The sequence below is a fragment of the Kribbella sp. NBC_00889 genome (assembly GCF_045207705.1).
Lineage (GTDB): Bacteria > Actinomycetota > Actinomycetes > Propionibacteriales > Kribbellaceae > Kribbella.
In genome coordinates this window covers 7,505,488-7,528,939 of record NZ_CP108783.1, presented here as the reverse complement: position 1 = coordinate 7,528,939, position 23,452 = coordinate 7,505,488, and the positions used below count along the sequence as shown (strand labels likewise).

Sequence of the window (23,452 nt, the reverse complement as noted above, 5' to 3'; positions counted from 1 at the left end):
TGGAGGCTCTCAATCCATGGAGGATGAGAGTTATGGCTGCACCGAGGAAGTATGGCGACGAGTTGCGTGAGCGGGCCACGCGGATGGCGGTGGACGCGCGCAAGGACCCGGCGACGAGGTCGGGGGCGATTCCGCGGATCGCGGAGCAGCTCGGCGTGCACCGCGAGACGTTGCGGGGTTGGGTCCGGCAGGCTGAGATCGACGAGGGGACAGTTCCGGGCACTGCCACCAGCGATGCCGAGCGGATCGCGCAGTTGGAGCGGGAGAACCGCGAGCTTCGGCGGGCCAACGAGATCTTGAAGACAGCGTCGGCTTTTTCGCGGCGGCGGAGCTCGACCGCAAGGTGAAGTAACCGAGGTGCCGACGGCGGTGCTGGTCGACTATATCGACCAGCACCGCGGCCGGTTCGGGGTCGAGCCGATCTGTAAGGTCCTGGCCGCTGCCGGGATCAAGATTGCCCCGAGCACCTACTACGCCGCCAGGAGCAGGCCGCCGTCGGCCCGGGCGGTCAGAGACGCCGAACTGGTCCCGGCGATCCGCCAGTTGCACAAGGACAACCTCGAGGTCTACGGCGCGCGGAAGATCCATGCCGAGCTGAATCGAGGCGGCATCGGAGTTGCCCGGTGCACCGTGGAACGGCTGATGCGCGCCGAGGGCCTGCGAGGCATCTTGCGGGACAAAACCCGCAAGACCACCCAGACCGAAGGTGCTCAGACACCACGTCCAGCCGACCTGGTGCAGCGGCAGTTCGTCGCCGACGCACCCAACCAGCTCTGGGTGGCGGACCTGACCTATATCCGCACCCACTCCGGCTGGGTCTACGCCGCGTTCGTCCTCGACGTGTTCTCCCGCTTGGTCGTGGGCTGGCAGGTCTCGACCAGCCTGCGCACCGACCTGGCCCTGGACGCCCTCGACATGGGGCTGTGGGCCCGGCAGCGGGCCGGCCACGACCTCACCGGGCTGATTCATCACAGCGACCGCGGGGTCCAATACCGAGCTGTCCGCTACACCGAGCGGCTCGCCGAGGCCGACGCCGTCGCGTCCGTCGGCAGCCGCGGCGACTCCTACGACAACGCGATGGCCGAGGCATTCAACTCGCTGTTCAAAGCAGAGCTGATCCGCAACCCCGCCACCCGACCCAACACGGGCTGGAAGTCCATCAACGACGTCGAGATCGCCGTCGCCGAATACGTCGACTGGTTCAACCACCGACGCCTACACGGCGAGATCGGGCACGTTCCACCCGCCGAGTTCGAAGCCAACCACTACAGTGAAATCCCCGTCCTCACCAAGGCCGGAACCAAGTAATCGGGTCTCCACGAAACCCGGGGCGATTCAGGGCCTACCCATCGGAGGGGGACGGGCGGGGGCGGCGTCGGCCCCTGTCGTGGGTTGACCCACGAGAGTGTGGGTTGACCCATGGCGTGCGGTTGGCCAACCCATCGGCTGGTGGGCCTACCCATCGGAGGGGACGGGCGGGGGCGGCGTCGGCCCCTGTCGTGGGTTGACCCACGAGAGTGTGGGTTGACCCATGGCGTGCGGTTGGCCAACCCACCGGCTGGTGGGCCTACCCATCGGAGGGGACGGGCGGGGGCGGCGTCGGCCCCTGTCGTGGGTTGACCCACGAGAGTGTGGGTTGACCCATGGCGTGCGGTTGGCCAACCCATCGGCTGGTGGGCCTACCCATCGGAGGGGACGCTCGTGGGGCTACCCATCACAGGCGCGCTCGTGGGCCTACCCATCGGAGGGGGACGGGCGGGGGCGGCGTCGGGCGGGGTAGCGTTCCGCGGATGACTGACGTGACGACGCCCGCGAGGCTGCAGGCTGGAGACCGGGTGGCTGTGGTGGCGCCGTCCGGGCGGGTGCAGGCGGATCGGCTCGAGGTGGGTACGGCGTACCTGAGGGCCTGGGGGCTCGAGGTCGAGGTGATGCCGTCGGTGCTGGTCGGGCATGAGCGGCTGACCTACCTGGCCGCCGACGACAAGGCCCGGGCCGAGGATCTGCGGACGGCCTGGCTGGACTCACGCTTCGCCGCGGTCTTCTGCGCCCGCGGCGGGTACGGCGTCCAGCGGATGCTCGAGTACGTCGACTTCGACGATCTCGTGGCCGTGCCGAAATGGTTCATCGGGTTCAGCGACATCACCGCGCTGCACGAGCCGCTGAACGCCCGCGGACTCGTCACCATCCACGGACCGATGGCCGCCGCTGTCGAGCAGCTGGGCGCGGCGGACGGCCGGGAGCGGCTGCGCGAGCTGCTGTTCGAGCCCGAGAAGGTGACCGACCTCCTCGCGCCCGCAGGTGCCCGGACTGTGGTCGGCGGCGTCGCCGAAGGACCGCTGCGCGGTGGCAACCTCGCGATGCTCGCAGCAAGCATCGGTACGCCGACCTACGAGCCGCCGACCGGGATCGTGGTGCTGGAGGACGTGAGCGAGGACGCGTACCGGGTGGACCGGCTGCTGACGCAGCTGCTCCGCTCTGGCTGGTTCGCGGGCGTCACCGGGTTGGTGATCGGCGACTTCAGTGGAGCGGACGACGCGGACCTGGTGAACGCGGTGATGCGCGATCGGTTGGATCCGCTCGGTCTGCCGATGGTCGAGGGCGCCGCGATCGGGCATGAGGACCTGAACCTCGCCGTACCGCTCGGACTGCCGTCGCGACTGGACGCTACCGCCGGAACACTCGCACCGCTGTTCAGCTGACCAGATGCCGGCGTAGGAACGCCAACGCCTGCGGGTACGCATCGAGCTTGTTCTTCAGCTTCGCCAGGCCGTGGCCCTCGTCGTCGTACACCAGGACCTGACAGGGCACGCCGCGCTTCGTCAGCGCATCGCCGACCTGCTCGGTCTCCGACAACGGCACCCGCGGGTCGTTGGCGCCGTGGATGACGAACAGCGGCGCACGGATGTCGTCGACCCGGTGCAACGGGCTGGCGGACTCCAGGAACTCCCGGTCGGTGGCGAGGTACCCGTACTCGCGCTCACGCATCGCACGGCGGTAGTCCGAGGTGTTCTCCAGGAACGTGACCAGCGAGGCGATCCCGACGATGTCCACACCGGCGGCCCACAGCTCCGGCTGGAACGCGAGCCCGGCGAGCACCATGTAGCCACCGTACGAACCACCCCACAGCGCTGTCCGCTTCGGGTCGGAGCCGATCGTCGGCAGCCACGCGTGGATCGCGGCCAGGTCCTTCACCGAATCCAGCCGCAGCTCCCGGTCGTCCAGCGAGTACCACCGCTTCCCGTACCCCGCCGATCCGCGCACGTTCGGTACGACGACCGTGTGGCCATCGGCGGCGAGGGCGGAGACGATCGGAGCCCAGTTGCGCATCGCCGCGCCCTCCGGACCGCCATGCACGTGGACGATGGTGGTCCCCAGGTCGGGGCCGGTCGGCCGGAACACGAACACCGGCACCTGCTCACCGTCGAACGACGGCACCAGCAGGCTCTCCGGGTGCGTGAGTTGCGCCGGCGGCTCCGGCATCTCCGGCGGCCGCACCTCCAGCAGGGCCCGGGACGCCGGGACGTAGCGGAACACGGTCGGCGGACAGACAGGCGAGCTGTACGTGATCGCCGCGAACGAGCCGTCCGGGGACCAGTGCGGATCAGGCGTCAGCATCAGCAGCCCGGCGCAACCGCCCGCGGGCAGACCGACCGGGGCGACCTCGGAGCCGTCGTCGAGCCGATGCAGGGCCAGCGCCACCTCACCGTCGTGCAGCACGCCGACCAGCAGGTCCTCGCCATTGGGAGAGGCCCAGCCGGCCAGATCGCGGGAGTCGTCCACGAGTACGTCGCTCCACGCCCGGTCGCCGAGGTCGTACCGCCGTACGGCCATCCGGTCCCGGTCCGCGTTCGTCGACACCAGGAACCCGGTCGAGTCCGGCAGCCAGGACACCGCCGCCTGGTCGTTGTGCGCGTCGTACGGCGTGAGCTCGGTGACGGACCGGGTCCCGGAGTCGACCAGGAGGAGCTGGATGGAGTTCGCCGGGGCGCTGGCCAGCGACAGCACCACCCACTTGTCGTCCGGGGACGGGGTCACGCCCATCACCGAGCCGCCGCCGTCGTACAGGGCCGTGTCCCTGTCGCTGCCCAGGTCGTGGGCGACCAGGTCGAAGTCCGTGCCATTGCGCCGGTTCGTGGTGAACAGGACGCGGCCGGGCTTGGCATCGACGAGGTGGTGCACGTACTCCGGGTCGTGGACGAGCGGGGTCAATGTGGGGAGACCGGGCTCGTCGAGGTCGAGCAGTGAGAGCTGACCGAGCTCACTGCCGCCGTCGTCGTGCTCCACGACGACCTGGCTGCTCTCCGGGACGAACCGTGCGCCGCGGACGGTGTCGTCCAGCGCGGTCAGCGCCCGCCAGGTCCCGTCCGGTGCCACGTGGTGCACCTGCCGGGTGCCGCTTCCGTCGTACAGGACGAGCAGTGCACCCTCGTCGTTCACATCGAGAGCGGTCGTGGACGGGAGTGAGAACAGCGTTGTCAGCACAGGTTCATCCTCACACGCGACAGGTCCGGGGGCAGGCCCAACGACCTGCCCCCGAGCCTGGCCTCAGCGATCGCCGTGCCAGGAGTGCCAGAGCGCCGCATAGGGGCCCTGGGCATCGACCAGTTCGTCGTGACCGCCGAGCTCGACGATCCTGCCGTCCTCGACGACGGCGATCACGTCCGCGTCGTGCGCGGTGTGCAGCCGGTGCGCGATGGCCACCACGGTCCGGCCCTCCAGTACGCCGGCCAGCGACCGCTCCAGGTGCCTCGCCGCGCGCGGGTCCATCAACGAGGTCGCCTCGTCCAGGACCAGCGTGTGCGGATCGGCCAGCACCAGCCGCGCCAGCGCGACCTGCTGCGCCTGCGCCGGCGTCAGCGAGATCCCACCGGAACCCACCTCGGTGTCCAGCCCGTTGTCGAACCCGGCGACCCAGCCGTCGGCGTCGACGGAGCGCAGCGCAGCCCAGAGATCGGCATCGGACGCCTCCGGCCGGGCCAGCCGCAGGTTGTCCCGGACGCTGCCCACGAACACGTGGTGCTCCTGGTTGACCAGCGCCACATGGCTGCGGACCTGCTCGGCCGACATCTTGTCGAGGGCGGCACCACCCAAGGTGATGTCACCGAGCCGCGGCGAGTAGATGCCGGCCAGCAACCGGCCCAGGGTCGACTTCCCCGCACCGGAAGGCCCCACGAGCGCGACCCGCGCACCTGGCTCGACCGTCAGCGTCACGCCGTGCAGGACATCGCGGCCCTCCAGATAACCGAACCGCACCTCGTCGGCGAGCACCCGCCGGCCCTCGGGCTCGGCCTGCTCGTCGGCCGCGGCCGCCTCGATCTCACGGACCCCGACCAGCCGGGCCACCGACACCTGCGCCACCTGGAGCTCGTCGTACCAGCGGATCATCATGTTGACCGGCTCGACCAGCATCTGGATGTACAGCGCGCCCGTGGTGAGGGCGCCGACGGTGAGCCAGCCCTGGATGGCGAAGCCGCCACCGATCACCAGCACCGCGGCCAGCGCGACCGTGTGGGTCATGTTGATCACCGGGAACAGAATCATCCGCAGGTACAGCGTGTACCGCTCCCAGGCGACCCACTGACCGATCCGGGTGTCGCCCAGGTTGATCCGGCGGTCGCCGAGCCGGTGCGACTCCACGGTCCGGCCGGCGTCGACGGTCTCGGCCAGGCCCGAGGCCACCGCGGCGTACCCGGCGGCCTCCGACCGGTACGCCGACGGCGCCCGGCGGAAGTACCAGCGGGCACCGACGATCAGGATCGGCATCGCGATCACCACGGCGACGGCCAGCGGCGGCGCGGTGATGATCAGCGCACCGATCAGCAGCCCCGCCCAGATCACCGCGATGGTCAGCTGCGGTACGGCGTCCCGCATCGCGTGCGAGAGCCGGTCGATGTCCGTGGTGATCCGGGACAGCAGGTCACCGGTCCCGGCCCGCTCCAGGACACCCGGCGGCAGTCCGACCGCGCGGACCAGGAAGTCCTCGCGCAGGTCGGCGAGCATCTCCTCGCCGAGCACCGCACCACGCAACCGGGTCAGCCGAACGAACACCGTCTGCACCAGCAGCGCGCAGACGAAGCCGACCACGACGTACGGCAGGTCGACGTCGCTCTTGCCCTGCGACAGCTTCTCCACCACGTTGCCGAGCAGCCAGGGCCCGACCATCCCGCTCAGTGCCGCCACTGTGTTCACGAGCGTCAGCCAGGCGAACGCACGGCGGTGCCGGCGGAACAGGATCTTCAGATAGGCGCGCACGGTCGCGCTGCCTGCCACCGGCAGCCGCGCCGCTTCCTGCGGCGCCGCCGGGTCGTACTCGGGGCGCTTCATGCCGACTCCTCTTCGAAGGTTGGCTCGTCTTCACGGGTGACCGCCGCGCGGTAGCGCGGGTTGGTGTGCACCAGCTCGTGGTGGGTCCCGACCGCCTCGACGCGGCCCTCCGGCACGAACACCACGCGCTCTGCGCGGTCAAGCATCAGCGGGCTGGAGGAGAACACCACGGTGGTCCGACCGCCCCGCAGCAGTCGGAGACCGTCGGCGATCCGGGCCTCGGTGTGCGCGTCCACCGCACTGGTCGGCTCGTCCAGCACCAGCACCTGCGGGTCGACGTACAGCGAACGGGCCAATGCCACTCGCTGCCGCTGCCCACCGGACAGGGACCTTCCCCGCTCGGTCAGCACGGCCTGCATCGGGTCCGACACGCCAGCCGGCAACGTCTGCCGCAGTACGTCGAGGATGTCCTCGCACTGCGCCGCGTCGAGTGCCGTCTCCGGAGAGACCGCACCACTGGCCGGTACGTCGAACAGCTGGCGCACTGTCCCGGACAGCAGCACCGGGTCCTTGTCCTGTACGAGTACGACGGTCCGCGCGGACTCCAACGGGAGGTCGTCCAGCGGTACGCCGTCCAGCAGCACCGACGCCTGGTTGTCCTCGGCGCCCGGGCTGTGACCACCCAGACGATCGGCCAGCCGGCCGCCCGCGTCCGGGTCACCGCAGACGACCGCGGTGAAGCTCCCGGCCGGCACATGCAGACCGGTGACCGGGTCCAGCAGGTCGCCCTCGGGTAGCTGCGCCTCGGCGGTGCCCATGGTCTCGTCGGTCCGCTGCAGCGCCAGCACGCGCGCGGCCCGGCGGGCCGACACCTTCGAGAAGATGAAGGCGCTCGCCGTCTCCTCGAACGTGTGCAGCGGCACCAGCATGAACGTGATGAACCCGTACGTCGTGACGAGTTCGCCGACCGTGATCCGGCCGGACGTCACCAGCCGGACACCCATCCAGACGACCACCACCAGGAACAGTCCGAACAGCAGCACCTGGAGAGCCGCGATCAGCGACCACATCCGCGCACTGCGGACCGCACTGGCGCGGTAGTCCTGTGAGGCGTCCCGGTAGCGATCCAGGAACAGCTGCTCGCCACCGATGCCACGCAGTACACGCAGACCGGCCACAGTGTCCGCGGCCAGCTCGGTCGCGCGGCCGCCCTTGGCGCGTTGCACGTCCGCACGACGCTCGGCCGGCCCCATCAGCGGGACGATCGAGAAAGCCAGCACCGGTACGGCGATGGCGACCACCAGGCCGAGCTGCGGCTCGTAGAACAGCAGCCCGATGACCACGGCGAAGCACGTCAGCAGTGCGGCCGCGAACCGGCCGAGCACCTCGACGAACCAGCCGATCTTCTCGACGTCGCCGCTGCTCACCGCAACCACTTCACCGGCAGCGATCCGGCGGGTGAGCAGCGAACCCAGCTCCGCGGCCTTGCGGAACAGCAGTTGCTGCAGGCGTGCCGCCGTACTGATCCAGTTGGTCACCACGGCGCGGTGGAAGAACGAGTCGGCGCCGGCCTTGGCCGCGCCGAAGACCAGCAGCAGCACCCCGGCCAGGATGAGCTTGGGCCAGGACAGGTCGATCACCGCCTGGACGGCGAGACCGACGGCGACAGGAGCGGCGGCGATACCGCCGAAATAGAGCAGCCCCCAGAACACGGCGAGGGCTTGCCCGCGCAGCTGCTGGTGCTCCAGCCAGATGATGAGTCGGAGACCGGACCGGGTGTCCGGCACACCCGGGTCGGCGAACGGAATGAGGCGCAGGGACATGACGTCTCACAAAGAGGCATAGAAGGATGGAGAAGGCACCTGACCAGGCGAATGGATCAAGCCTAGGCGGGGCCGCCGACAGTCCGCCAACCGTTTTCGGCCGGGCCGGTCCCGGCGGCTGGGCCACCGGAAATCGCTCCCGGCCGACGGTTGTACAGTCTTCAAGTAGATGGTGTCGGAGGGAGCCGGGTGGAGGAACTGACGCGCAGGCGGCGGTTGCTGATCCTCGGTATCTGCTGCTCCAGCCTCTTCATCGTCGGCCTGGACTCCACCATCGTGAACCTGGCCCTGCCGGCCATCCGGTCCGAGCTGGGCGCCTCGGTCACCAAGCTGCAATGGACCATCGACGCGTACACGCTGGTGCTGGCCAGCCTGCTGATGGTCTCCGGCTCGACCGCGGACCGGGTCGGCCGGCGACGGACGTTCCAGGCCGGGCTGGTGGTGTTCGGGCTCGGGTCGCTGCTGTGCGGAGTCGCGCCGACCATCGACCTGCTGATCCTGTTCCGGATGCTGCAGGCGATCGGTGGCTCGATGCTCAACCCGGTGGCGATGTCGATCATCACCAACACCTTCACCGACCCACGCGAGCGCGCCCAGGCGATCGGGGTCTGGGGTGGCGTGGTCGGGCTCAGCTTGGCGGTCGGGCCGGTGGTCGGTGGAGCACTCGTCGACGCAGCGGGCTGGCGGTTGATCTTCTGGATCAACGTGCCGGTGACGGTGGCCGCCGTACTGATGACGGCGCGGTTCGTGCCGGAGTCGCGGGCCGCGGTGCCGCGGCGAATGGATCCGGTCGGGCAGATCCTGGTGGTCCTGCTGCTCAGCGGGCTGACGTACGGGATCATCGAGGGCCGGTCGGCCGGGTGGACCTCGCCGCTGATCATCGGGTGCTTCGTGGTGACGGTCGCGTCCTTGGTGTCTCTGGTGTTGTACGAGCGGCGACGGGAGCAACCGTTGCTGGAGCCGCGGTTCTTCCGGAGTGCGCCGTTCTCGGGTGCGACGCTGATCGCGGTCGCGGGATTCTCGGCGCTGTCCGGATTCCTGTTCCTGAACTCGCTCTATCTGCAGTCGGTGCGTGGGTTCTCGGCGCTGCATGCCGGGTTGCTGACGCTTCCGATGGCGGCGATGACCGTGGTGTTCGCACCGCTGTCGGGTTGGCTCGTCGGACACCGCGGGCCGCGACTGCCGCTGGTCGTTGCCGGCAGCATGCTTACTGTTTCCGGGCTGGTGCTGTCGCGGTTGAGTCTGACCACGTCGACCGAGATGCTGCTGGTCGGCTACCTGATCTTCGGTCTGGGCTTCGGGATGCTGAACGCGCCGATCACCAATGCGGCGGTGTCGGGGATGCCGCGCTCCCAAGCCGGCGTCGCCGCGGCGATCGCGTCGACCAGCCGTCAGGTCGGGGCCTCCCTGGGTGTGGCGATCGCGGGGACGATCCTCACCGCCCATCTGGTGGGCACGCTGGAGAGCGGCTTCGTCGACGCGGCCAAGCTGTGTTGGTTCGTGATCGCCGGCTGCGGCGTACTCGTCCTCGTGCTCGGCCTCATCACCACCGGAGCCTGGGCCCGCCGTACCGCCGAGGCCGTCGCGGAGGATCTGGTCAGGACTCGGTGATCCCGGCGCGGGTGAGTGCCTTGAGGCGGCCGCGGAGGATCTTCTGGCGGCGTTCCTCGTCCGGGAACAGGTCGACGTACGCCGTACCCTTCGCGGCCAGCAGGTCGTCGTCGAGGCGGCGGACCGTGCCGGCCGGGAAGCGGTGGGTCATCGCGGCCTGGACCGCGGAACTGTCGATGCCGGTCAGGAGTTCGGTGAGCTGTTCCTCGGTGGTGACGCCGAGCCGCGCCAGGATGCCGAGGATCCACGTGTAGTGGTTCGTCTTGGCGTGCGGCGCGTCCGGATAGCGCCGGGTCAGGTACGTCGTCAGCGTCGCGGTGGTCAGGTCGCGCGGGGTCTTGTCCGGTTCGGCCGCCGCGAGCTCGCGGTACAGCCGGTCGATCTCCGTGAACTCGTTGTCCACCAACTCCATCAGCGCCGCCGCCAGCAGGAACCGCCGGTCGAACTCCGGCTTGCGGCCCGGCGGGATGTCCAGCTTGTACCGGATGTCGTGCTCGAACTCCGCCCACGCGTGCTGGACCGCGGTCCGAACCTGGATCTCCATCACCAGGTTCTTCAGTACGGCGTACTCCGGCAGCTCGCGGCGAGTCGCGTTCAGCCGGACCAGGTAGTGCTTGCTGGCATACCCGAACACACCCTGCGCCCGGGTGTGCGCACCCATGTCGGTGTGCTCGACGATCTCGAACTCGGCCTCGATCACCTCGCAGACCCGGTCCACCGCCTCGGCCAGGAACGTGATCACCCGAGCCGCGACCAGGTCGGTGATCTGGTTCAGCGGGTCGTCGTACTTCGGCCGGGCCGGGTCGTCCGGATGCGGCTTCGACGCCTTGTCCAGGAACGACTCCGGATCCTTCGCCCGGGCGGTCGCGCTGAGGTAGTTGATGCCCTCCTCGTCACCGATCAGCTCGTCGATGAGCGCCTCGAGCTTGCGCGCACCACCGACGTACTGCTGATGCATCCGCTCGTACAGGGCCCCTGCCTGCCGAGCCCATTCCACCCGCCCAACCATGACAGGACGATAGTGCTCCCGCGGGCCTAGTCGCCTGCAAGACTCCCCCTATGCCCGACTTCACCGACTGGGCGCCGTACGTCGCCTTCACCTCCGGCGATCCGCCCCGCCCACTGCACCAGGCCGCCCTCGCCTGCTTCACCGAGCCTGGTACGGCGGTCGACCTCGGCTGCGGCGCCGGGAACGAGACCCTCGATCTCCTCGATCGAGGCTGGCAGGTCCACGCCGTGGACTCGAGCGCGGCTGCTCTCGCGGAGGTCTCCCGCCGTGCCCGCAGCGGGCGACGGCTGACGCTGGAACGCAGCGACCTGTGGGACGCGCGGCCTCCCGTCGCCGACCTTGTCTATGCGGGCTTCAGTCTGTTCTTCGCGCCGCCGGAACGGTTTGCGGAGACCTGGGCGGTGGTGACGCGGGCAGTGCGGCCGGGCGGCATGTTCGCCGGCCAGTTGCTCGGCGTGCGTGACGACTGGGCACAGCAGCCGGAGATCTCCGCTCAGGACGACGCAGAGGTCCAGGGATTGCTGGAAGGGTGGGCTGTGGAGCGCCTCGACGAGGTGGAGTACGACGGGCGGGCGATGAGCGGGCCGAAGCACTGGCATCTGTACGAAGTGCTGGCTAGGCGGGTCTAGGAGTTTCTAGCGGAATTGCTAGAAAGCTGTAGACAAGGGTCGCGACACGCTCTGGCGGTTGCTAGCGAAATCTAAGGAAAACGCTAGACGCGCTCATACAGTGAAAGCATGGATCCGATCCGGAATCCCTATGCGCCCGGCGCCGGTCAGCGGCCGCCTGAGCTGGCCGGACGCGACATCGAGGTGCGGCAGTTCGAAGTGGTACTCGAACGGGTCGCGGCAGGCAGGCCGGAGCGGAGTCTGGTGCTGAGTGGACTCCGCGGCGTCGGTAAGACCGTGTTGCTGAACACCTTGCGCAGCCAGGCGATCAAGCGCGCCTGGGGTACCGGGAAGATCGAGGCCCGGCCGGACCAGAGCATCCGGTTGCCGATCGCGCAGGCGCTGCACACCGCCATGCGCGAACTGGGCCACCGGCATCGCGACGACGAGCGGGTCGACAGCTTCAGCGCCGTACTGAAGGCGTTCGCGCTGCGCACCGCCGCCAACGACCGCAAGGGCATCCGCTGGCATCCGCCGGTCGACGTGGCCGCTGCGAAGGGCCGCGCGGACTCCGGTGACCTCGAGATGGATCTGATCGAGTTGTTCACCGACGCGGCCGACCTGGCCGGCGATCTGTCCGTCGGCGTCGGATTGTTCATCGACGAGATGCAGGACATCAGTCCCGACGACCTGTCCGCGCTGTGCGCCGCCTGCCACGAGATCTCCCAGCAGAGCGCGCCGCTGGTCGTCGTCGGCGCGGGCCTCCCGCATCTGCCCGCCGTACTGTCCGCCAGCAAGTCGTACTCCGAGCGGTTGTTCCGCTACATCCGCGTCGACCGTCTCGCCCGCGACGCGTGTGACCGCGCGCTGATGATCCCCGCGGAGAGCGAGGGCGTCCAGTACGACGACGAGGCGCTGGACGAGCTGTACGCCCAGACCGACGGCTATCCGTACTTCGTCCAGGCCTTCGCGCACGCCACCTGGGACCACGCTCCGACCTCGCCGATCACCATCAAGGACGTCGCCGTCGCGGGCCCGGAGGCCTCCGCCGAACTCACCGTCGGCTTCTTCGGCTCCCGCTATGAACGCGCCACCCCGGCCGAACGCGAGTACATGCGCGCGATGGCCGAGCTCGGCATCGGCGTCGACGACGGCTCGGTCCCCACCGCCGAGGTCGCCAGCACGCTGAACCGCAAACCGCAGTCCCTCTCCCCGGCCCGCGACGGCCTGATCAAGAAGGGCCTCGTCTTCTCCGCCGAACGCGGCACCGTCGCCTTCACCGTCCCCCACTTCGGCAAGTTCCTCCGCACCCGGACAGCCTGAGGTACGCCGCACACTGGTCGAGCCGGACGAGCAGGAGCGGGTCACCGACCTGATGACGGGCTGGTTCGTCGACCTCTGATCGGCCACGTGGCCTTCGGTTCGTTGGTGTTGCAAGTCATGAATCTGCCCTTTCGTGGAGTGGTGCTGGCTCTGTAGGGTGAATCGTCATGACCACCGGGCGGACTGGCCAGCAGGCGGACGCGCGTGTCCGCAAGCGCGGTGGCCGTCACAGCCGGAAGAAGTCGCACAAGGCGCAGTGGTTCTCGGTGACCGCGCTGGCAGTGCTCGGGACCGTGGTGGTCATGCACCCGGACGCCGCCGGCCGGCGGAGCCTCGCGGCCGAGATCGTTGCCGGCACCAGCACTCCGGTCACCTCGACTCCGGTGGCGACTCCCGCACCGGCACCGATCGCCACACCGACGCAGAAGTTCACCACCCCGTTGCGCCCGGCACCGAGTCTGACCCGGAAGCCGAAGAGCTCGAAGCCGAACGTCACCGTCTCCACCGGCCGGCTCGCGGTCGTGCCAGGGTTCGCCAAGGCCAGCGGCGTGAAGGACAAGCTGACCTACCGGGTCGAGATCGAGCAGGGCCTGTCGCTGAACGGCGCCGCGGTCGCCGCGATCATCCACCAGACGCTGACCGATCCGCGCGGCTGGCAGGCGATCCACCCGGTCAACTTCGAGCGCACCGACAAGGTCGACGCCGACCTGCGGATCATCCTGGCCACGCCGGTCCTGACCGACAAGCTGTGCCTGCCGCTCGACACCGGCGGCGAGGTGTCCTGCCGCGTCGACGACCGCGTCGTCCTGAACGCCAAGCGGTGGGTGTACGCGGTTCCGGCGTACGGCGGGAACGTCGCCCTGTACCGGAACTACCTGGTCAACCACGAGGTCGGGCACGCGCTCGGCCACGGCCACTCCACCTGCACCCAGGCGAAGACCCCCGCGCCGGTCATGATGCAGCAGACCAAGGGCCTGGGCGGCTGCCTGCCGAATGCGTGGCCCACGATCAAGGCAACCTGAGCCGTCCGTGAGAAGCTGAGTCGGAGGGGAGGGAGCAGCGATGTCGTCACAGGATTTCCCGACCTACGGCCGGGGCGATGAGCCCGAGCAGTCCGGCGAGGACCACCACTACGCCAAACCTGCCCCGTACGGCGGCGGCACGTTCGGCTCCGGACCGCAGAGCGCCCCCGAGCAAAGCCACTACGCCCCGCCCCAGCCCTACAGCTCCCCGCCAGGCCAGTACGGCGCCCCACCCGGCGGCGCTGGGCCGGGTCAGCCGCAGGGGCAGCCCGACTCCGGCGGACCGCCGTACAACCAGCCGCCGAACTACCGGCCTGGCACTCCGTACGGCCCGCCCGCGCATCCGCAGCAGCATGAGCTGCCGACGTACGGGCGGGACCAACCCGTCGCGCCCCGCGATCCCCGCGCCGCCCGGGTCGTCCTGCTCGCCGCGATCATCGCCGGCGTCTACGGCCTGCTGGTCATCTCGATCCAGCGGGTTGCCCTCCGGGAGATCTCCCAGGCTCCTGGCTCGCCGCTCAACCACCCGCTGCGCACCGACGTGATCGACACGATCGGCCAGCTCCTGCTGCTCCTGGTCGGCGCGGTCGCGCTCTGGATGTGGGGCCGGGACGTGCTCGCCCGCCGGAGGGCCGGCCGCCAGCCGGATCCGGTCGAGCTCGGCGGACTGCTGCTGGTCGCGGTGTCGATGGTCCCGATCCTGATCTGGCTGATCATGATCCTGTCGACCGGCATGGGCGCGATCGACGACTCGCTGCACCGGCTGCCCACGGCGTACGGCTGGGGTGGTCTCGGCCTGCTGATCCTCGCGGCCGGCTTCACCCTCGGCTACCGCGAACTCAAACCGGATCTCGGCAACCCGGTCGTCCAGGCCCGCCCGGACCGGCCACCCTGGGAGTGAACGTCCCCGTCGTCCTGGTCCCGGGTCTCGGCCTCGGGCCGGCGTCGTACGACCCAACCGTCGAGCACCTCACCACGCCGTACCACCTGGTCAGCCTGCCTGGGTACGGCGAACCCGCCGGTGCCAGGGAGGATCTGCGTCCACAGGCTCTCGGGACGGCGCTGGCGGACAAGATCCGGGAGCGGTCGGTCCTGGTCGGGCACTCGGCCAGCTGCCAGATCGTGGTCGAGACCGCGATCGCCTTCCCCGAACTGGTGCACGCCCTGGTCCTGGTCGCACCGACCGGGGACATCCGGGCGTCGAGCTGGGTGGACCTGGCCGCTCGCTGGCTGGGTTCCGCCGTACCGGATTCGCCGCGGCTGATCCGAGTCGTCACCCCGCAGTACGCCCGTACGACGCTGTCCTCGATCGCGCGCGCCGGCGACGCGGCCAGGCGCCACGATCTGGCCGCGGTCATCGGCAGGGTGCGGGCGCCGGTGATGATCGTGCGCGGCCGGCACGATCTGGTGTCCACGGCCGAGTGGGTCGCACGGCTGGCCGAGCTGTGCCACGGTGAGGCGCGGACGCTGCCGACCGGCGCGCACATGCCGGTGGTGACCAACGGTCCGGAGCTGGCCGCTCTCATCCAGCGGGCGGCCGCCGCGCCGGATCCTGCCTGACGCGTTATCGTTGACGCGGTAGCAATCCTTGCGGGAGCTCGCACCGAACGCGCGGGCTGAGAGGGCGACGAGCTGAGGACAGCCGGGTCGCCGACCGCCTGAACCTGACCGGGTAATGCCGGCGTAGGGAGCGGGTCACCATGACCAGTACTGCTGTTCGTCCTGCCGATCAGACCGAGGCGCCACTCGTCCTCACCACGGACTCTCCGCGCACGCTCGGGTTCCTGGACCAGTTCACCCTCTGGGGAAACTTCGGCATCTCGCTGTTCGGCCCGGTCACCGGTGCGCTGGTGGCGGCGTACACGGGCTCACTCGCACAGGGTCTGCTCGCGGTCGTCGTCGGCTGCGGGATCGGCGCGCTCGTGCTCGGCGGCGCAGCGGTGTTCGGCTCGCAGACCGGCGCACCGGCGATGGCGAGTCTGCGCGGTCTGTTCGGCCGCCGCGGTTCGATCGCGCCGACCGTGCTGAACATCGCCCAGAACGTCGGCTGGGCCACGATGGAGATCATCGTCATCGCGCAGGCCGCGGTCGCCGTCACTAGCGAGCGGTGGCGCTGGCTGTTCGTCCTGGTGGCGGGAGTGATCGCCACGGCGATGGCCGTACGACCACTGGGCAGCGTGAAGGTGCTGCGGAAGTTCATGGTCTGGCTGGTGCTGATCGCGTCGGTCTACCTGTTCGTGCAGGTGCTCAGCAAGCCGGTGCATGATCTGCCGCAGGACAGCGTGTTCGGCTTCTGGCCGGCCGTCGACCTGGCCGCCGCCGGTGTGGTGTCGTTCGCGCCGCTGGCCGCCGACTACACCCGGCACTCGCGCACGAACAAGGCAGCCTTCGGTGGCTCCGCACTCGGCTACGGCCTGGCCGCGATCGCGTACTACGCCTTGGGCGTCTTCGCGGTCGCCACTCTGCAGACCAACAGCGAGGACGTGATCACCGCGCTGGTCACGCTGCCCGCCGGTGCGATCGCGTTGCTCGTGCTGCTGGTGGACGAGGTGGACGAGGCCTACGCGAACGTCTACTCGACCACGATGGCCACGCACAACCTGATCGGTCACGTCGACCGCCGGTGGATCTCGGTCGGCATCGGCGTGGTAGCAACGGCTATCGCACTGTTGGTTGACCTAGGCAACTACACGGAGTTCCTCTACCTGATCGGCTCGGTCTTCATCCCCTTGTTCGCGGTCGCGATCGCCGACTTCTTCGTGGTCAGCAAGATGAACTGGGACGTGTCCGGTACGGCGCGCTTCCGCTGGCAGCCGGCCGTCGCCTGGCTGATCGGCTTCGTCTCGTACCAACTGGTCAACCCCGGCACGGTGTCCGGCTGGTCGCTCTTCTGGACCGAGGTCCAGCAGCGGCTCTTCAACGACCAGCCCGTGCCCTCCTGGCTCGGAGCGACGTACACCTCGATCGTCGTCTCGATGCTGGCCGCGGTGGTGCTTGGCCGGATCGGGCGCCGGCCGCTGGACAACTGACCCGGAGTAACCGGGATACTTGCGGTCATGCTGAACTCCGCACTGCGTAGCCGGGCCGAGTACGCGGAACTCGGGGCCGAAGGACTGGCCGCGCGTACTACGCCCGAGCGGGACGCGGCGATCGTCAAGGCCGTCGAGGAGTTGCTCGAGAAGCGCGAGTCGGTGCTCGATCTGTGCTGTGGCTACGGCCGCGTCGCGCTGCCGCTGCGCCGGGCCGGCAAGACCGTGCGCGCACTCGACATCTCCCCGAACCTGATCGAGGCCGGCCGGGCGCAGGCGGCCGAGGAGGAACTGTCGATCGACTGGGCGATCGGCTCGATGACCGACCTGCCGTACAAGTGGGACTCGTTCGACGCGGTGATCTGTCTGTGGACCGCCTTCCACGAGCTGTTCGGCGAGGAGGAGCAACTGTCGACGATCTGCGAGATCTCCCGGGTGCTGAAGCCGGGCGGGATGGCGATCATCGAGGGGCCGGCCTGGGGGCCTGCGACGGCGGGCGAGATCGCCAACGGGATGCGCCAGGGTCCCGAGCACCGGATCGTCACCACCGAGCACTTCGGCACCAGCAGCGTGCACTTCATCCACGACGAAATCAGCTACGGCCGGCTCTGTGCGGCCGCCGGAATTGAGAACTTCAAGGTCTACAAACGGGACTGGGGCGGCCGCCGCCGGCTCATCCTGGAGATCCATCAACCGACAACTGACTGACTCGTCAGGTATTCCACCAGCCCTTGCAGGCAAGGGAAAACAAAGAAGCAGATCCCCACTCCACACTGGGGATCTGCTCCTTTCTATTCCGAGTGTAAATCCCGCTGTGGCGATTCCGGAAAACTCAGCTTTTCGATTCAAGATTCAGCAGAAAACGCTTCGCGTCGAGTCCGCCGGCGTATCCGGTCAGCGCACCGCTCGCGCCGATCACCCGGTGGCACGGCAGTACGACGCACACCGGATTCGCGCCCAGCGCCGTACCGACCGCACGGGCCGCCTTCGGCTTGTGGATCTCCCCCGCGACCCGCCCGTACGTCGTCGTGGCGCCGTAGCTGGTGTGCACCGGCAGATCGGTCAGCACAAGCCGCTGGAACGGCGTCGCCAGTGCGAGGTCCACCTCCAGCTCGAACTCGTGACGGCGTCCGTCCAGATACTCGTCGAGCTGCCGTCGTACGTCGTCCAGTGCGCGGGGCTGCCGCAGGACGCGCGGGGACACCGAGCGGGCCAGGCGGTTGGTCATGGTCTCCTCGTCGCCGAAGGAGCTGGCCACCACGCGGCCGTTCGCGATCGCGAGCAGCATGGTGCCGATCGGGGTGTCGTGCAGGGTGTAGGCGACGTCAGCGTCCGGGAGGACAGGTGGTTTCAGGTCTGGGATGGCGAACCGGGTCAGCCGGCTCTCGAGGTCGTTCATGCGTTCACTCCGAGTTTGCTGCGCAAGGCCGCGAGCGCGTCGCTGACGAGCCGGCGCGATGCGGCGGGCGTGGTGTCGAGGGCGGCGGCCACGCCGTGGTGGTCCAGGTCGCCGACATATTTGAGCGTGATGGCGAAGCGCTGGCGTTCGGGCAGTTCGTTGACCGCCTGCCAGAGGTCGGGATCCGGCCAGTCGGCGGCATCCGGGCCTTCGACCGCGACCGGCGGCGCTTCGTCCAGAGGCCTTTGTGGTTTGCGCGCCCGGTGCACGTCGGTTGCGCAGCGGGCGGTGATGGTCAGGAGCCAGCTGCGCAGGTTCTTCGCCGACGTCAGGCTGGGGTAGGCGGCGAACGCCTTCTCCCACGCGCGCTGGGCCACGTCGTCGCCGTCCACCGGTCCTGCCAGGGCTCGCGCCAGCCGTGCCACGTCTCGCCAGTGCTCGTCGACAAGCGCCTGGAACGGTGGCAGCAAGACCTTCTCCGGAGCCATCACGACAGTAGAACGCATCCCGACCCACGAATGTGAGGGAGCCCTGTCCGCGCGGGCCGTCGAGTCGTGGATTGCGGTCCGGGATCGGGCGATTTGCCGACCCGGATCCACGACTCGGTGCGTGCTCTTCCGTTTGGGGTGGTCCGGATTCCGAGATTGTCGAGTAGTCCAGTAGACATTGGTGAGAAGATGGCTGACATGACGACGACCTTGCTGACCCGCCGTCGCGTCATCGATCTGCTCCGGACGGCGAGCGCCACCTGTCGGTGACCCCCGCCCCCGTTGTCCCGGCGGTGTTCCCGCCGTACGAGGCCTGCTGATCCGCCTCCCACACTCCGCCCGGCCGGGCCGCTTCGTGCTGCCCGCCACCGGTCGCCGCTGTCCCGCCTCCGAGGGAGAGACATGTCTGTTCCTGCCTTGAACCGTCCTGCCCTGTCCGTGGTTCCCGACCGCACCGAGGAGCGGATCGTCGACGCCGACGTCTACCGCTCCGTCTTCCGCCGCCACGCCGCCGGTGTCGTGGTGATCACCGCGGACGCCGGCCACGGTCCGGCCGGGTTCACCGCCACCTCACTGGTGTCGGTCAGCCTGCTGCCGCCGCTGGTCTCGTTCGCGATCGCGACCACCGCGTCCAGCTGGCCGACCGTGAGCACCGCCGGCAGCGTGGTGATCAACTTCCTGTCCGCCGAACAGCACGCCATCGCCGGCCGATTCGCCACCAGCGGCATCGACCGCTTCGGCGAGCCGACCCGCTGGTCGCGGCTGCACACCGGCGAGCCGGTCCTCGACGAGGCGCCGAGCTACCTGCGCGCCCAGGTCGAGCACCGCTTCGCCGTCGGCGACCACTGCTTGGTCGTCGCCCGTCTCGCGACCCACACCGAACGACGTGAGCACGAGCCGCTGCTCTACCACGACGGCCGCTACGTCACCGCCACTCCGAACCCGAAGGCCCACCATGCCTAGAACCCACAAGTACGCCGTACTGGCCGCAGCCCTAGTCACCTTGCTGGCCGGCTGCGGTGGTGCCGCGAAGGCCGGTGGCGCGGCGCTCTCGCTGGACGCCGCGCTGCCGACGACCGTCCCGGACGGCGCCAAGATCGTCGTCGGCGATCCGGCCACGGAGGTGGCCCTGAAGTTGTCCGGTCAGTTCGACAAGGTGTCGAAGTACGTCCAGTTCGCCAATCTGAGCGGCGGTCCACAGACCACCGAGGCGTTCCGGGCGCACGCGCTCGACCTCGGCTCGGTCGCAGAGATCCCGCCGATCCACGCGACCTGGACCGGGCTGCACGTGAAGATCGTCGCGTCGAAGTTCCGGCAGGACCCGCTCGATCACCCGATCTACCAGTTGGGCATCGCACCTGGCGTGACCGTGACGACGCTCGCCGACCTGCGCGGGAAGAAGGTTGCCTACAGCCCCGGTCAGGCGCAGGGCGCGCTGGTGCTCAAGGTGCTGAAGAAGGCCGGGCTGTCCAAGGAGGACGTGAAGCTGGTCGAGCTGCCCAGCACGGGTGACGTGTACTCCAACGCCCTGTCCGCGAAGCAGGTCGACGTCGCTCCGATCGGCGGCGTACAGATCAAGCGGTACCTGGCCAAGTACGGCAAGGACGGTGCGAGCACGATCCCGCACGGACTGCGCGACGACGCCGGGCATCTGTACGTGGTGACCGAGTCGCTGGAGGACCCGGGCAAGGCGGCCGCGATCCGTGCGTACGTCGCCGCCTGGGGCGTCGCCCAGCAGTGGATCGACACGCATCCGAAGGAATGGATCCAGGGGTACTACGTGAAGGACCAGGGCCTGACCGAGTCCGATGGCCAGTGGCTGGTCGACAACGCCGGCCACCCTGACATCAGCGCTGACTGGAGCGATGCGATCGAACGGCAGCAGGAGACGATCGACCTGCTCGCCAAGGAGACCGGCAACCCGGTGATCCAGGCCAAGGACCTGTACGACCTGCGCTTCCAGACCGTGGCGGCGGACGCGATCAAGGCAGGGGTGGCCAAATGAGCGCCACGACGCTGCCCGGTCTGCGGACCGCCGAGCAGGCCACTCCCGTCGTTCGGCGCCGTCGGCTCGGACCGGGTAAGCCGATCAGGTTCGGCGGCGCTCTCGGACCGCTGCTGCTCCTCGTGCTGTGGAGCATCGGGTCGGCCACCGGCTGGCTCGACCAGCGAGTGCTGTCGGCGCCGTGGACCGTGGTCACCACGGCCGGCCACCTGATCGCCGACGGTCGACTGCAATCGAACCTCTGGACCTCTGCTCAGCGAGCCTTCATCGGCCTCGGCCTCGGGATCGTGCTCGGCGTGGCCCTCGCACTGCTGTCCGGGCTGTCGCGCGTCGGCGAGGCGCTTCTCGACGGGCCGATCCAGATCAAGCGGGCGATCCCGTCACTGGCCCTGCTGCCGCTGCTGATCCTCTGGCTCGGCATCGGTGAGTCGATGAAGATCGTCACCATCCTGCTCGGGGTGTTCGTACCGATCTACATCCACACCCACAACGGCCTGCGCACGATCGACAGCCGGTACGTCGAACTCGCGCAGACCGTCGGGTTGTCGCAGTGGGACTTCATCCGCCGCGTCGTCCTGCCGGGTGCGCTGCCCGGATTCCTGCTCGGCCTGCGGTTCGCCGTGACCGGCGCCTGGCTTTCGCTGGTCGTGGTCGAGCAGATCAACTCCACCAGCGGCATCGGCTACATGATGGAACTGGCCCGGACGTACGGACAGACCGACATCATCATCGTCGGCCTGGTCCTGTACGGCGTCCTCGGCCTGCTGTCCGACGGCGCCGTCCGCCTGATCCAGAGGAGGGCCCTCTCATGGCGCCGCACACTGGCCTCCTGACCGCGGCGGTCCAGGTCCGAGGTCTGGTCCGCCGCTACGACGAACGCGCCGTCCTCGACGGGGTGGATCTGGAGATCGCGCCGGGTGAGTTCGTCGCCCTGCTGGGAAAGAGCGGATCCGGGAAGAGCACGTTGCTGCGGGCCTTGGCCGGGCTGGACTCCGATGTCGCCGGCGTCGGGGATCTCGTCGTACCGGCTCAGGTGTCGGTGGTCTTCCAGGACTCCCGGCTGTTGCCGTGGGCAAGAGTCTTGGACAACGTCGTACTCGGGCTCAACAGCGCCGGTGAACGCGGCCGGCAGAGTCTCGAGGAGGTCGGGCTGGCCGGGCGCGAGAATGCCTGGCCGAACGAGTTGTCCGGTGGTGAGCAGCAGCGGGTCGCGTTGGCGCGGTCGCTCGTGCGCGAGCCGGAGCTGCTGCTGGCGGACGAGCCGTTCGGAGCGCTGGATGCGCTGACTCGGCTGAAGATGCACGCATTGCTGCGCAAGCTGTGCGCGGCACACCAGCCGGCCGTCCTGCTGGTGACGCACGACGTCGACGAGGCGATCGTGCTGGCCGACCGGGTGATCGTGCTCGACCAAGGGCGGTTGATCGCCCAGGAACAGATCGAACTGGCCGCGCCGCGCAGCCCGGCCGATCCAGGATTCGCCGCGGTCCGCGCGCGGCTTCTCGACGCTTTGGGGGTTTCGTGGTGAGCAGGCAGTTGCATTTGAACGCGTTCCTGATGAGTACCGGGCACCACGAGGCCTCGTGGCGGCTGCCGGAGAGCAATCCGTTCGCGAACACGTCGGTGGAGCACTATCAGGAGTTGGCGCGGATCGCCGAACGCGGTCGCTTCGACTCGGTGTTCTTCGCCGATTCGCCGGTGCTGATCGGAGATGTCGGCCGGCGGCCCGCCGGGTCGTTGGAGCCGACCGTGTTGCTGACCGCGCTTGCTGCGGTGACGTCTCGGATCGGGCTGATCGCCACGGCGTCGACGACCTACAACGATCCGTTCAACCTCGCGCGGCGGTTCGCCAGCGTCGACCACGTGAGCGGAGGGCGCGCGGGCTGGAACGTGGTGACGACGGCCGGTCCGGAGGCGGCGCTGAACTTCAATCTCGCGCAGCAGCCGGCGCACGCGGAGCGGTACGAGCGGGCGGCGGAGTTCCTCGAGGTCGCCTACAAGCTGTGGGGCTCGTGGCAGGACGACGCCGCGATCGCGGACAAGGGGGAAGGCGTCTGGGCGGTCAACGACCGGGTGGTGCCGATCGACCACGTCGGACGGCACTTCCAGGTCCGCGGCCCGCTCAACCTGCCGCGGTCTCCGCAAAGGCGTCCACTGATCGTGCAGGCCGGGTCGTCCGAGGACGGCAAAGGGCTGGCCGCGCGGTACGCCGAGGCGGTGTTCACCGCGCAGCAGACCCTGGAGGACGCGCAGGCGTTCTACCAGGATCTGAAGGCGCGGACGGCATCGCTGGGGCGTGACCCGTCGACGATCAAGATCCTGCCCGGGATCGTTCCGGTGATCGGCGGCACGGTCGAGGAGGCGCAGCGGCTGGAACGTCAGCTGGACGAGCTGATCCGGCCGGAGTACGCGCGGGCCCAGTTGGCGAAGACGCTGCGGGTGGCGCCGGAGGACCTGCCGCTCGACCGGCAACTCCCGGCCGACCTGCCGGACGAGGACGAGATCGAGGGGGCGAAGAGCCGCTACACGCTGATCGTCACTCTGGCCCGTCGCGAGAAGCTGACCGTTCGCGAACTGATCGGCCGGCTCGGTGGCGGGCGTGGTCACCGGACCTTCACCGGTACGCCGGAACAGGTCGCGGACGCGATCCAGCACTGGTTCGAGGCCGGCGCCGCCGACGGCTTCAACATCATGCCGCCGGTCCTTCCGTCCGGCCTCGCCGCGTTCGTCGACGAGGTCATCCCGATCCTGCAGGCCCGGGACCTCTTCCGCACCGAGTACACCGGCTCGACCTTGCGCGACCACTACGGCCTGGCCTGTCCCATCTCGTTGCAGAAGGCAACGGTCTGAACCAGGTGCCGGGCCCTCCAGGTG

General features: G+C 69.2%; 21 protein-coding genes and 1 riboswitch. Of the genes, 15 read left to right on the top strand and 6 right to left on the bottom strand.

Going from position 1 to position 23,452, the window contains the following annotated elements; genetic code table 11:
* The first annotated feature begins 32 nt into the window (after positions 1 to 32).
* A protein-coding gene (locus OG817_RS36925) for an IS3 family transposase (RefSeq protein ID WP_406049553.1) occupies positions 33 to 1,308 on the top strand; the annotation gives its coding sequence in 2 pieces (ribosomal slippage) (positions 33 to 316 and positions 315 to 1,308; 1,278 coding nt in all).
* Between the two features lie 482 nt (positions 1,309 to 1,790).
* On the top strand, positions 1,791 to 2,699 hold the full coding sequence (locus OG817_RS36920) for an LD-carboxypeptidase (protein WP_406049551.1): 909 nt from the start codon (positions 1,791 to 1,793) through the stop codon (positions 2,697 to 2,699).
* Here the strand turns inward: OG817_RS36920 and OG817_RS36915 are convergent.
* The 3 genes from OG817_RS36915 to OG817_RS36905 all read right to left on the bottom strand — a co-directional run bounded on the left by OG817_RS36915 (position 2,692) and on the right by OG817_RS36905 (position 8,087).
* On the bottom strand, positions 2,692 to 4,482 hold the full coding sequence (locus OG817_RS36915; RefSeq protein WP_406049550.1) for an alpha/beta fold hydrolase: 1,791 nt from the start codon (positions 4,480 to 4,482) through the stop codon (positions 2,692 to 2,694). The genes OG817_RS36920 and OG817_RS36915 overlap by 8 nt on opposite strands.
* Positions 4,483 to 4,545: 63 nt before the next feature.
* Positions 4,546 to 6,324, bottom strand: a complete 1,779-nt coding sequence (locus tag OG817_RS36910; protein WP_406049548.1) for an ABC transporter ATP-binding protein — start codon at positions 6,322 to 6,324, stop codon at positions 4,546 to 4,548.
* Positions 6,321 to 8,087, bottom strand: coding sequence for an ABC transporter ATP-binding protein (locus tag OG817_RS36905; RefSeq protein WP_406049547.1), 1,767 nt, complete (start codon positions 8,085 to 8,087; stop codon positions 6,321 to 6,323). Before OG817_RS36905 ends, OG817_RS36910 begins: the two co-directional genes overlap by 4 nt.
* 189 nt (positions 8,088 to 8,276) lie before the next feature.
* Between OG817_RS36905 and OG817_RS36900 the strand changes: the two genes are divergently transcribed.
* Positions 8,277 to 9,698, top strand: coding sequence for an MFS transporter (locus tag OG817_RS36900; protein WP_406049546.1), 1,422 nt, complete (start codon positions 8,277 to 8,279; stop codon positions 9,696 to 9,698).
* On the opposite strand, the gene OG817_RS36895 is transcribed toward OG817_RS36900, so the two are convergent.
* Entirely contained in the window at positions 9,685 to 10,707 is a 1,023-nt protein-coding gene (locus tag OG817_RS36895; protein ID WP_360437587.1) for a (p)ppGpp synthetase, read from the bottom strand. The genes OG817_RS36900 and OG817_RS36895 overlap by 14 nt on opposite strands.
* Positions 10,708 to 10,757: 50 nt before the next feature.
* On the opposite strand from OG817_RS36895, the gene OG817_RS36890 reads away from it, so the two are divergent.
* From OG817_RS36890 to OG817_RS36860, 7 genes are all read left to right on the top strand, one after another.
* Positions 10,758 to 11,336 carry a class I SAM-dependent methyltransferase gene (locus OG817_RS36890; RefSeq protein WP_406049545.1) on the top strand — a complete coding sequence of 193 codons (579 nt, stop codon included), beginning with the start codon at positions 10,758 to 10,760 and terminating at the stop codon, positions 11,334 to 11,336.
* Positions 11,337 to 11,444: 108 nt separating this feature from the next.
* On the top strand, positions 11,445 to 12,638 hold the full coding sequence (locus tag OG817_RS36885) for an ATP-binding protein (protein WP_131362408.1): 1,194 nt from the start codon (positions 11,445 to 11,447) through the stop codon (positions 12,636 to 12,638).
* Positions 12,639 to 12,805: 167 nt separating this feature from the next.
* Entirely contained in the window at positions 12,806 to 13,660 is an 855-nt protein-coding gene (locus tag OG817_RS36880; protein ID WP_406049544.1) for a DUF3152 domain-containing protein, read from the top strand.
* A 40-nt stretch (positions 13,661 to 13,700) separates the two neighbouring features.
* Positions 13,701 to 14,561 (top strand): hypothetical protein, encoded by an 861-nt coding sequence (locus OG817_RS36875; RefSeq protein WP_406049542.1) that lies wholly within the window; start codon positions 13,701 to 13,703, stop codon positions 14,559 to 14,561.
* Positions 14,558 to 15,220: an alpha/beta fold hydrolase gene (locus tag OG817_RS36870; protein ID WP_406049541.1), complete on the top strand. Its 663-nt coding sequence runs from the start codon at positions 14,558 to 14,560 to the stop codon at positions 15,218 to 15,220. Before OG817_RS36875 ends, OG817_RS36870 begins: the two co-directional genes overlap by 4 nt.
* A gap of 20 nt (positions 15,221 to 15,240) precedes the next feature.
* Positions 15,241 to 15,367, top strand: a riboswitch (TPP riboswitch).
* Complete coding sequence (locus OG817_RS36865) at positions 15,361 to 16,689, top strand: purine-cytosine permease family protein (protein WP_406049540.1); 1,329 nt, start codon at positions 15,361 to 15,363, stop codon at positions 16,687 to 16,689. It overlaps the preceding riboswitch by 7 nt.
* A gap of 27 nt (positions 16,690 to 16,716) precedes the next feature.
* Entirely contained in the window at positions 16,717 to 17,397 is a 681-nt protein-coding gene (locus OG817_RS36860) for a class I SAM-dependent methyltransferase (RefSeq protein WP_406049539.1), read from the top strand.
* A gap of 124 nt (positions 17,398 to 17,521) precedes the next feature.
* On the opposite strand, the gene OG817_RS36855 is transcribed toward OG817_RS36860, so the two are convergent.
* Together OG817_RS36855 and OG817_RS36850 are read right to left on the bottom strand one after the other, a co-directional pair.
* Positions 17,522 to 18,088, bottom strand: a complete 567-nt coding sequence (locus tag OG817_RS36855) for a methylated-DNA--[protein]-cysteine S-methyltransferase (RefSeq protein WP_396394312.1) — start codon at positions 18,086 to 18,088, stop codon at positions 17,522 to 17,524.
* On the bottom strand, positions 18,085 to 18,576 hold the full coding sequence (locus OG817_RS36850) for an RNA polymerase sigma factor (protein ID WP_406049538.1): 492 nt from the start codon (positions 18,574 to 18,576) through the stop codon (positions 18,085 to 18,087). Before OG817_RS36850 ends, OG817_RS36855 begins: the two co-directional genes overlap by 4 nt.
* 402 nt (positions 18,577 to 18,978) lie before the next feature.
* Between OG817_RS36850 and OG817_RS36845 the strand changes: the two genes are divergently transcribed.
* From OG817_RS36845 to OG817_RS36825, 5 genes are read left to right on the top strand one after another with little or no spacing between them, the layout of a single operon-like run.
* Complete coding sequence (locus OG817_RS36845) at positions 18,979 to 19,539, top strand: flavin reductase family protein (RefSeq protein ID WP_393386372.1); 561 nt, start codon at positions 18,979 to 18,981, stop codon at positions 19,537 to 19,539.
* Positions 19,532 to 20,581 carry an ABC transporter substrate-binding protein gene (locus OG817_RS36840; protein WP_406049536.1) on the top strand — a complete coding sequence of 350 codons (1,050 nt, stop codon included), beginning with the start codon at positions 19,532 to 19,534 and terminating at the stop codon, positions 20,579 to 20,581. Before OG817_RS36845 ends, OG817_RS36840 begins: the two co-directional genes overlap by 8 nt.
* Positions 20,578 to 21,414: an ABC transporter permease gene (locus OG817_RS36835; protein WP_406049534.1), complete on the top strand. Its 837-nt coding sequence runs from the start codon at positions 20,578 to 20,580 to the stop codon at positions 21,412 to 21,414. The genes OG817_RS36840 and OG817_RS36835 overlap by 4 nt, the downstream gene beginning before the upstream one ends.
* Positions 21,390 to 22,106 carry an ABC transporter ATP-binding protein gene (locus OG817_RS36830; RefSeq protein WP_406049533.1) on the top strand — a complete coding sequence of 239 codons (717 nt, stop codon included), beginning with the start codon at positions 21,390 to 21,392 and terminating at the stop codon, positions 22,104 to 22,106. Before OG817_RS36835 ends, OG817_RS36830 begins: the two co-directional genes overlap by 25 nt.
* Positions 22,103 to 23,428, top strand: coding sequence for an LLM class flavin-dependent oxidoreductase (locus tag OG817_RS36825; RefSeq protein ID WP_406049531.1), 1,326 nt, complete (start codon positions 22,103 to 22,105; stop codon positions 23,426 to 23,428). The genes OG817_RS36830 and OG817_RS36825 overlap by 4 nt, the downstream gene beginning before the upstream one ends.
* Positions 23,429 to 23,452 lie beyond the last annotated feature (24 nt).

Coding starts and splice junctions, on each gene's coding strand:
- OG817_RS36920 (WP_406049551.1), top strand. CDS start 1,791: ATGACTGACGTGACGACGCCCGCGAGGCTGCAGGCTGGAGACCGGGTG.
- OG817_RS36910 (WP_406049548.1), bottom strand. CDS start 6,324: ATGAAGCGCCCCGAGTACGACCCGGCGGCGCCGCAGGAAGCGGCGCGG.
- OG817_RS36905 (WP_406049547.1), bottom strand. CDS start 8,087: ATGTCCCTGCGCCTCATTCCGTTCGCCGACCCGGGTGTGCCGGACACC.
- OG817_RS36895 (WP_360437587.1), bottom strand. CDS start 10,707: ATGGTTGGGCGGGTGGAATGGGCTCGGCAGGCAGGGGCCCTGTACGAG.
- OG817_RS36890 (WP_406049545.1), top strand. CDS start 10,758: ATGCCCGACTTCACCGACTGGGCGCCGTACGTCGCCTTCACCTCCGGC.
- OG817_RS36885 (WP_131362408.1), top strand. CDS start 11,445: ATGGATCCGATCCGGAATCCCTATGCGCCCGGCGCCGGTCAGCGGCCG.
- OG817_RS36880 (WP_406049544.1), top strand. CDS start 12,806: ATGACCACCGGGCGGACTGGCCAGCAGGCGGACGCGCGTGTCCGCAAG.
- OG817_RS36875 (WP_406049542.1), top strand. CDS start 13,701: ATGTCGTCACAGGATTTCCCGACCTACGGCCGGGGCGATGAGCCCGAG.
- OG817_RS36865 (WP_406049540.1), top strand. CDS start 15,361: ATGACCAGTACTGCTGTTCGTCCTGCCGATCAGACCGAGGCGCCACTC.
- OG817_RS36860 (WP_406049539.1), top strand. CDS start 16,717: ATGCTGAACTCCGCACTGCGTAGCCGGGCCGAGTACGCGGAACTCGGG.
- OG817_RS36855 (WP_396394312.1), bottom strand. CDS start 18,088: ATGAACGACCTCGAGAGCCGGCTGACCCGGTTCGCCATCCCAGACCTG.
- OG817_RS36850 (WP_406049538.1), bottom strand. CDS start 18,576: ATGGCTCCGGAGAAGGTCTTGCTGCCACCGTTCCAGGCGCTTGTCGAC.
- OG817_RS36845 (WP_393386372.1), top strand. CDS start 18,979: ATGTCTGTTCCTGCCTTGAACCGTCCTGCCCTGTCCGTGGTTCCCGAC.
- OG817_RS36840 (WP_406049536.1), top strand. CDS start 19,532: ATGCCTAGAACCCACAAGTACGCCGTACTGGCCGCAGCCCTAGTCACC.
- OG817_RS36835 (WP_406049534.1), top strand. CDS start 20,578: ATGAGCGCCACGACGCTGCCCGGTCTGCGGACCGCCGAGCAGGCCACT.
- OG817_RS36830 (WP_406049533.1), top strand. CDS start 21,390: ATGGCGCCGCACACTGGCCTCCTGACCGCGGCGGTCCAGGTCCGAGGT.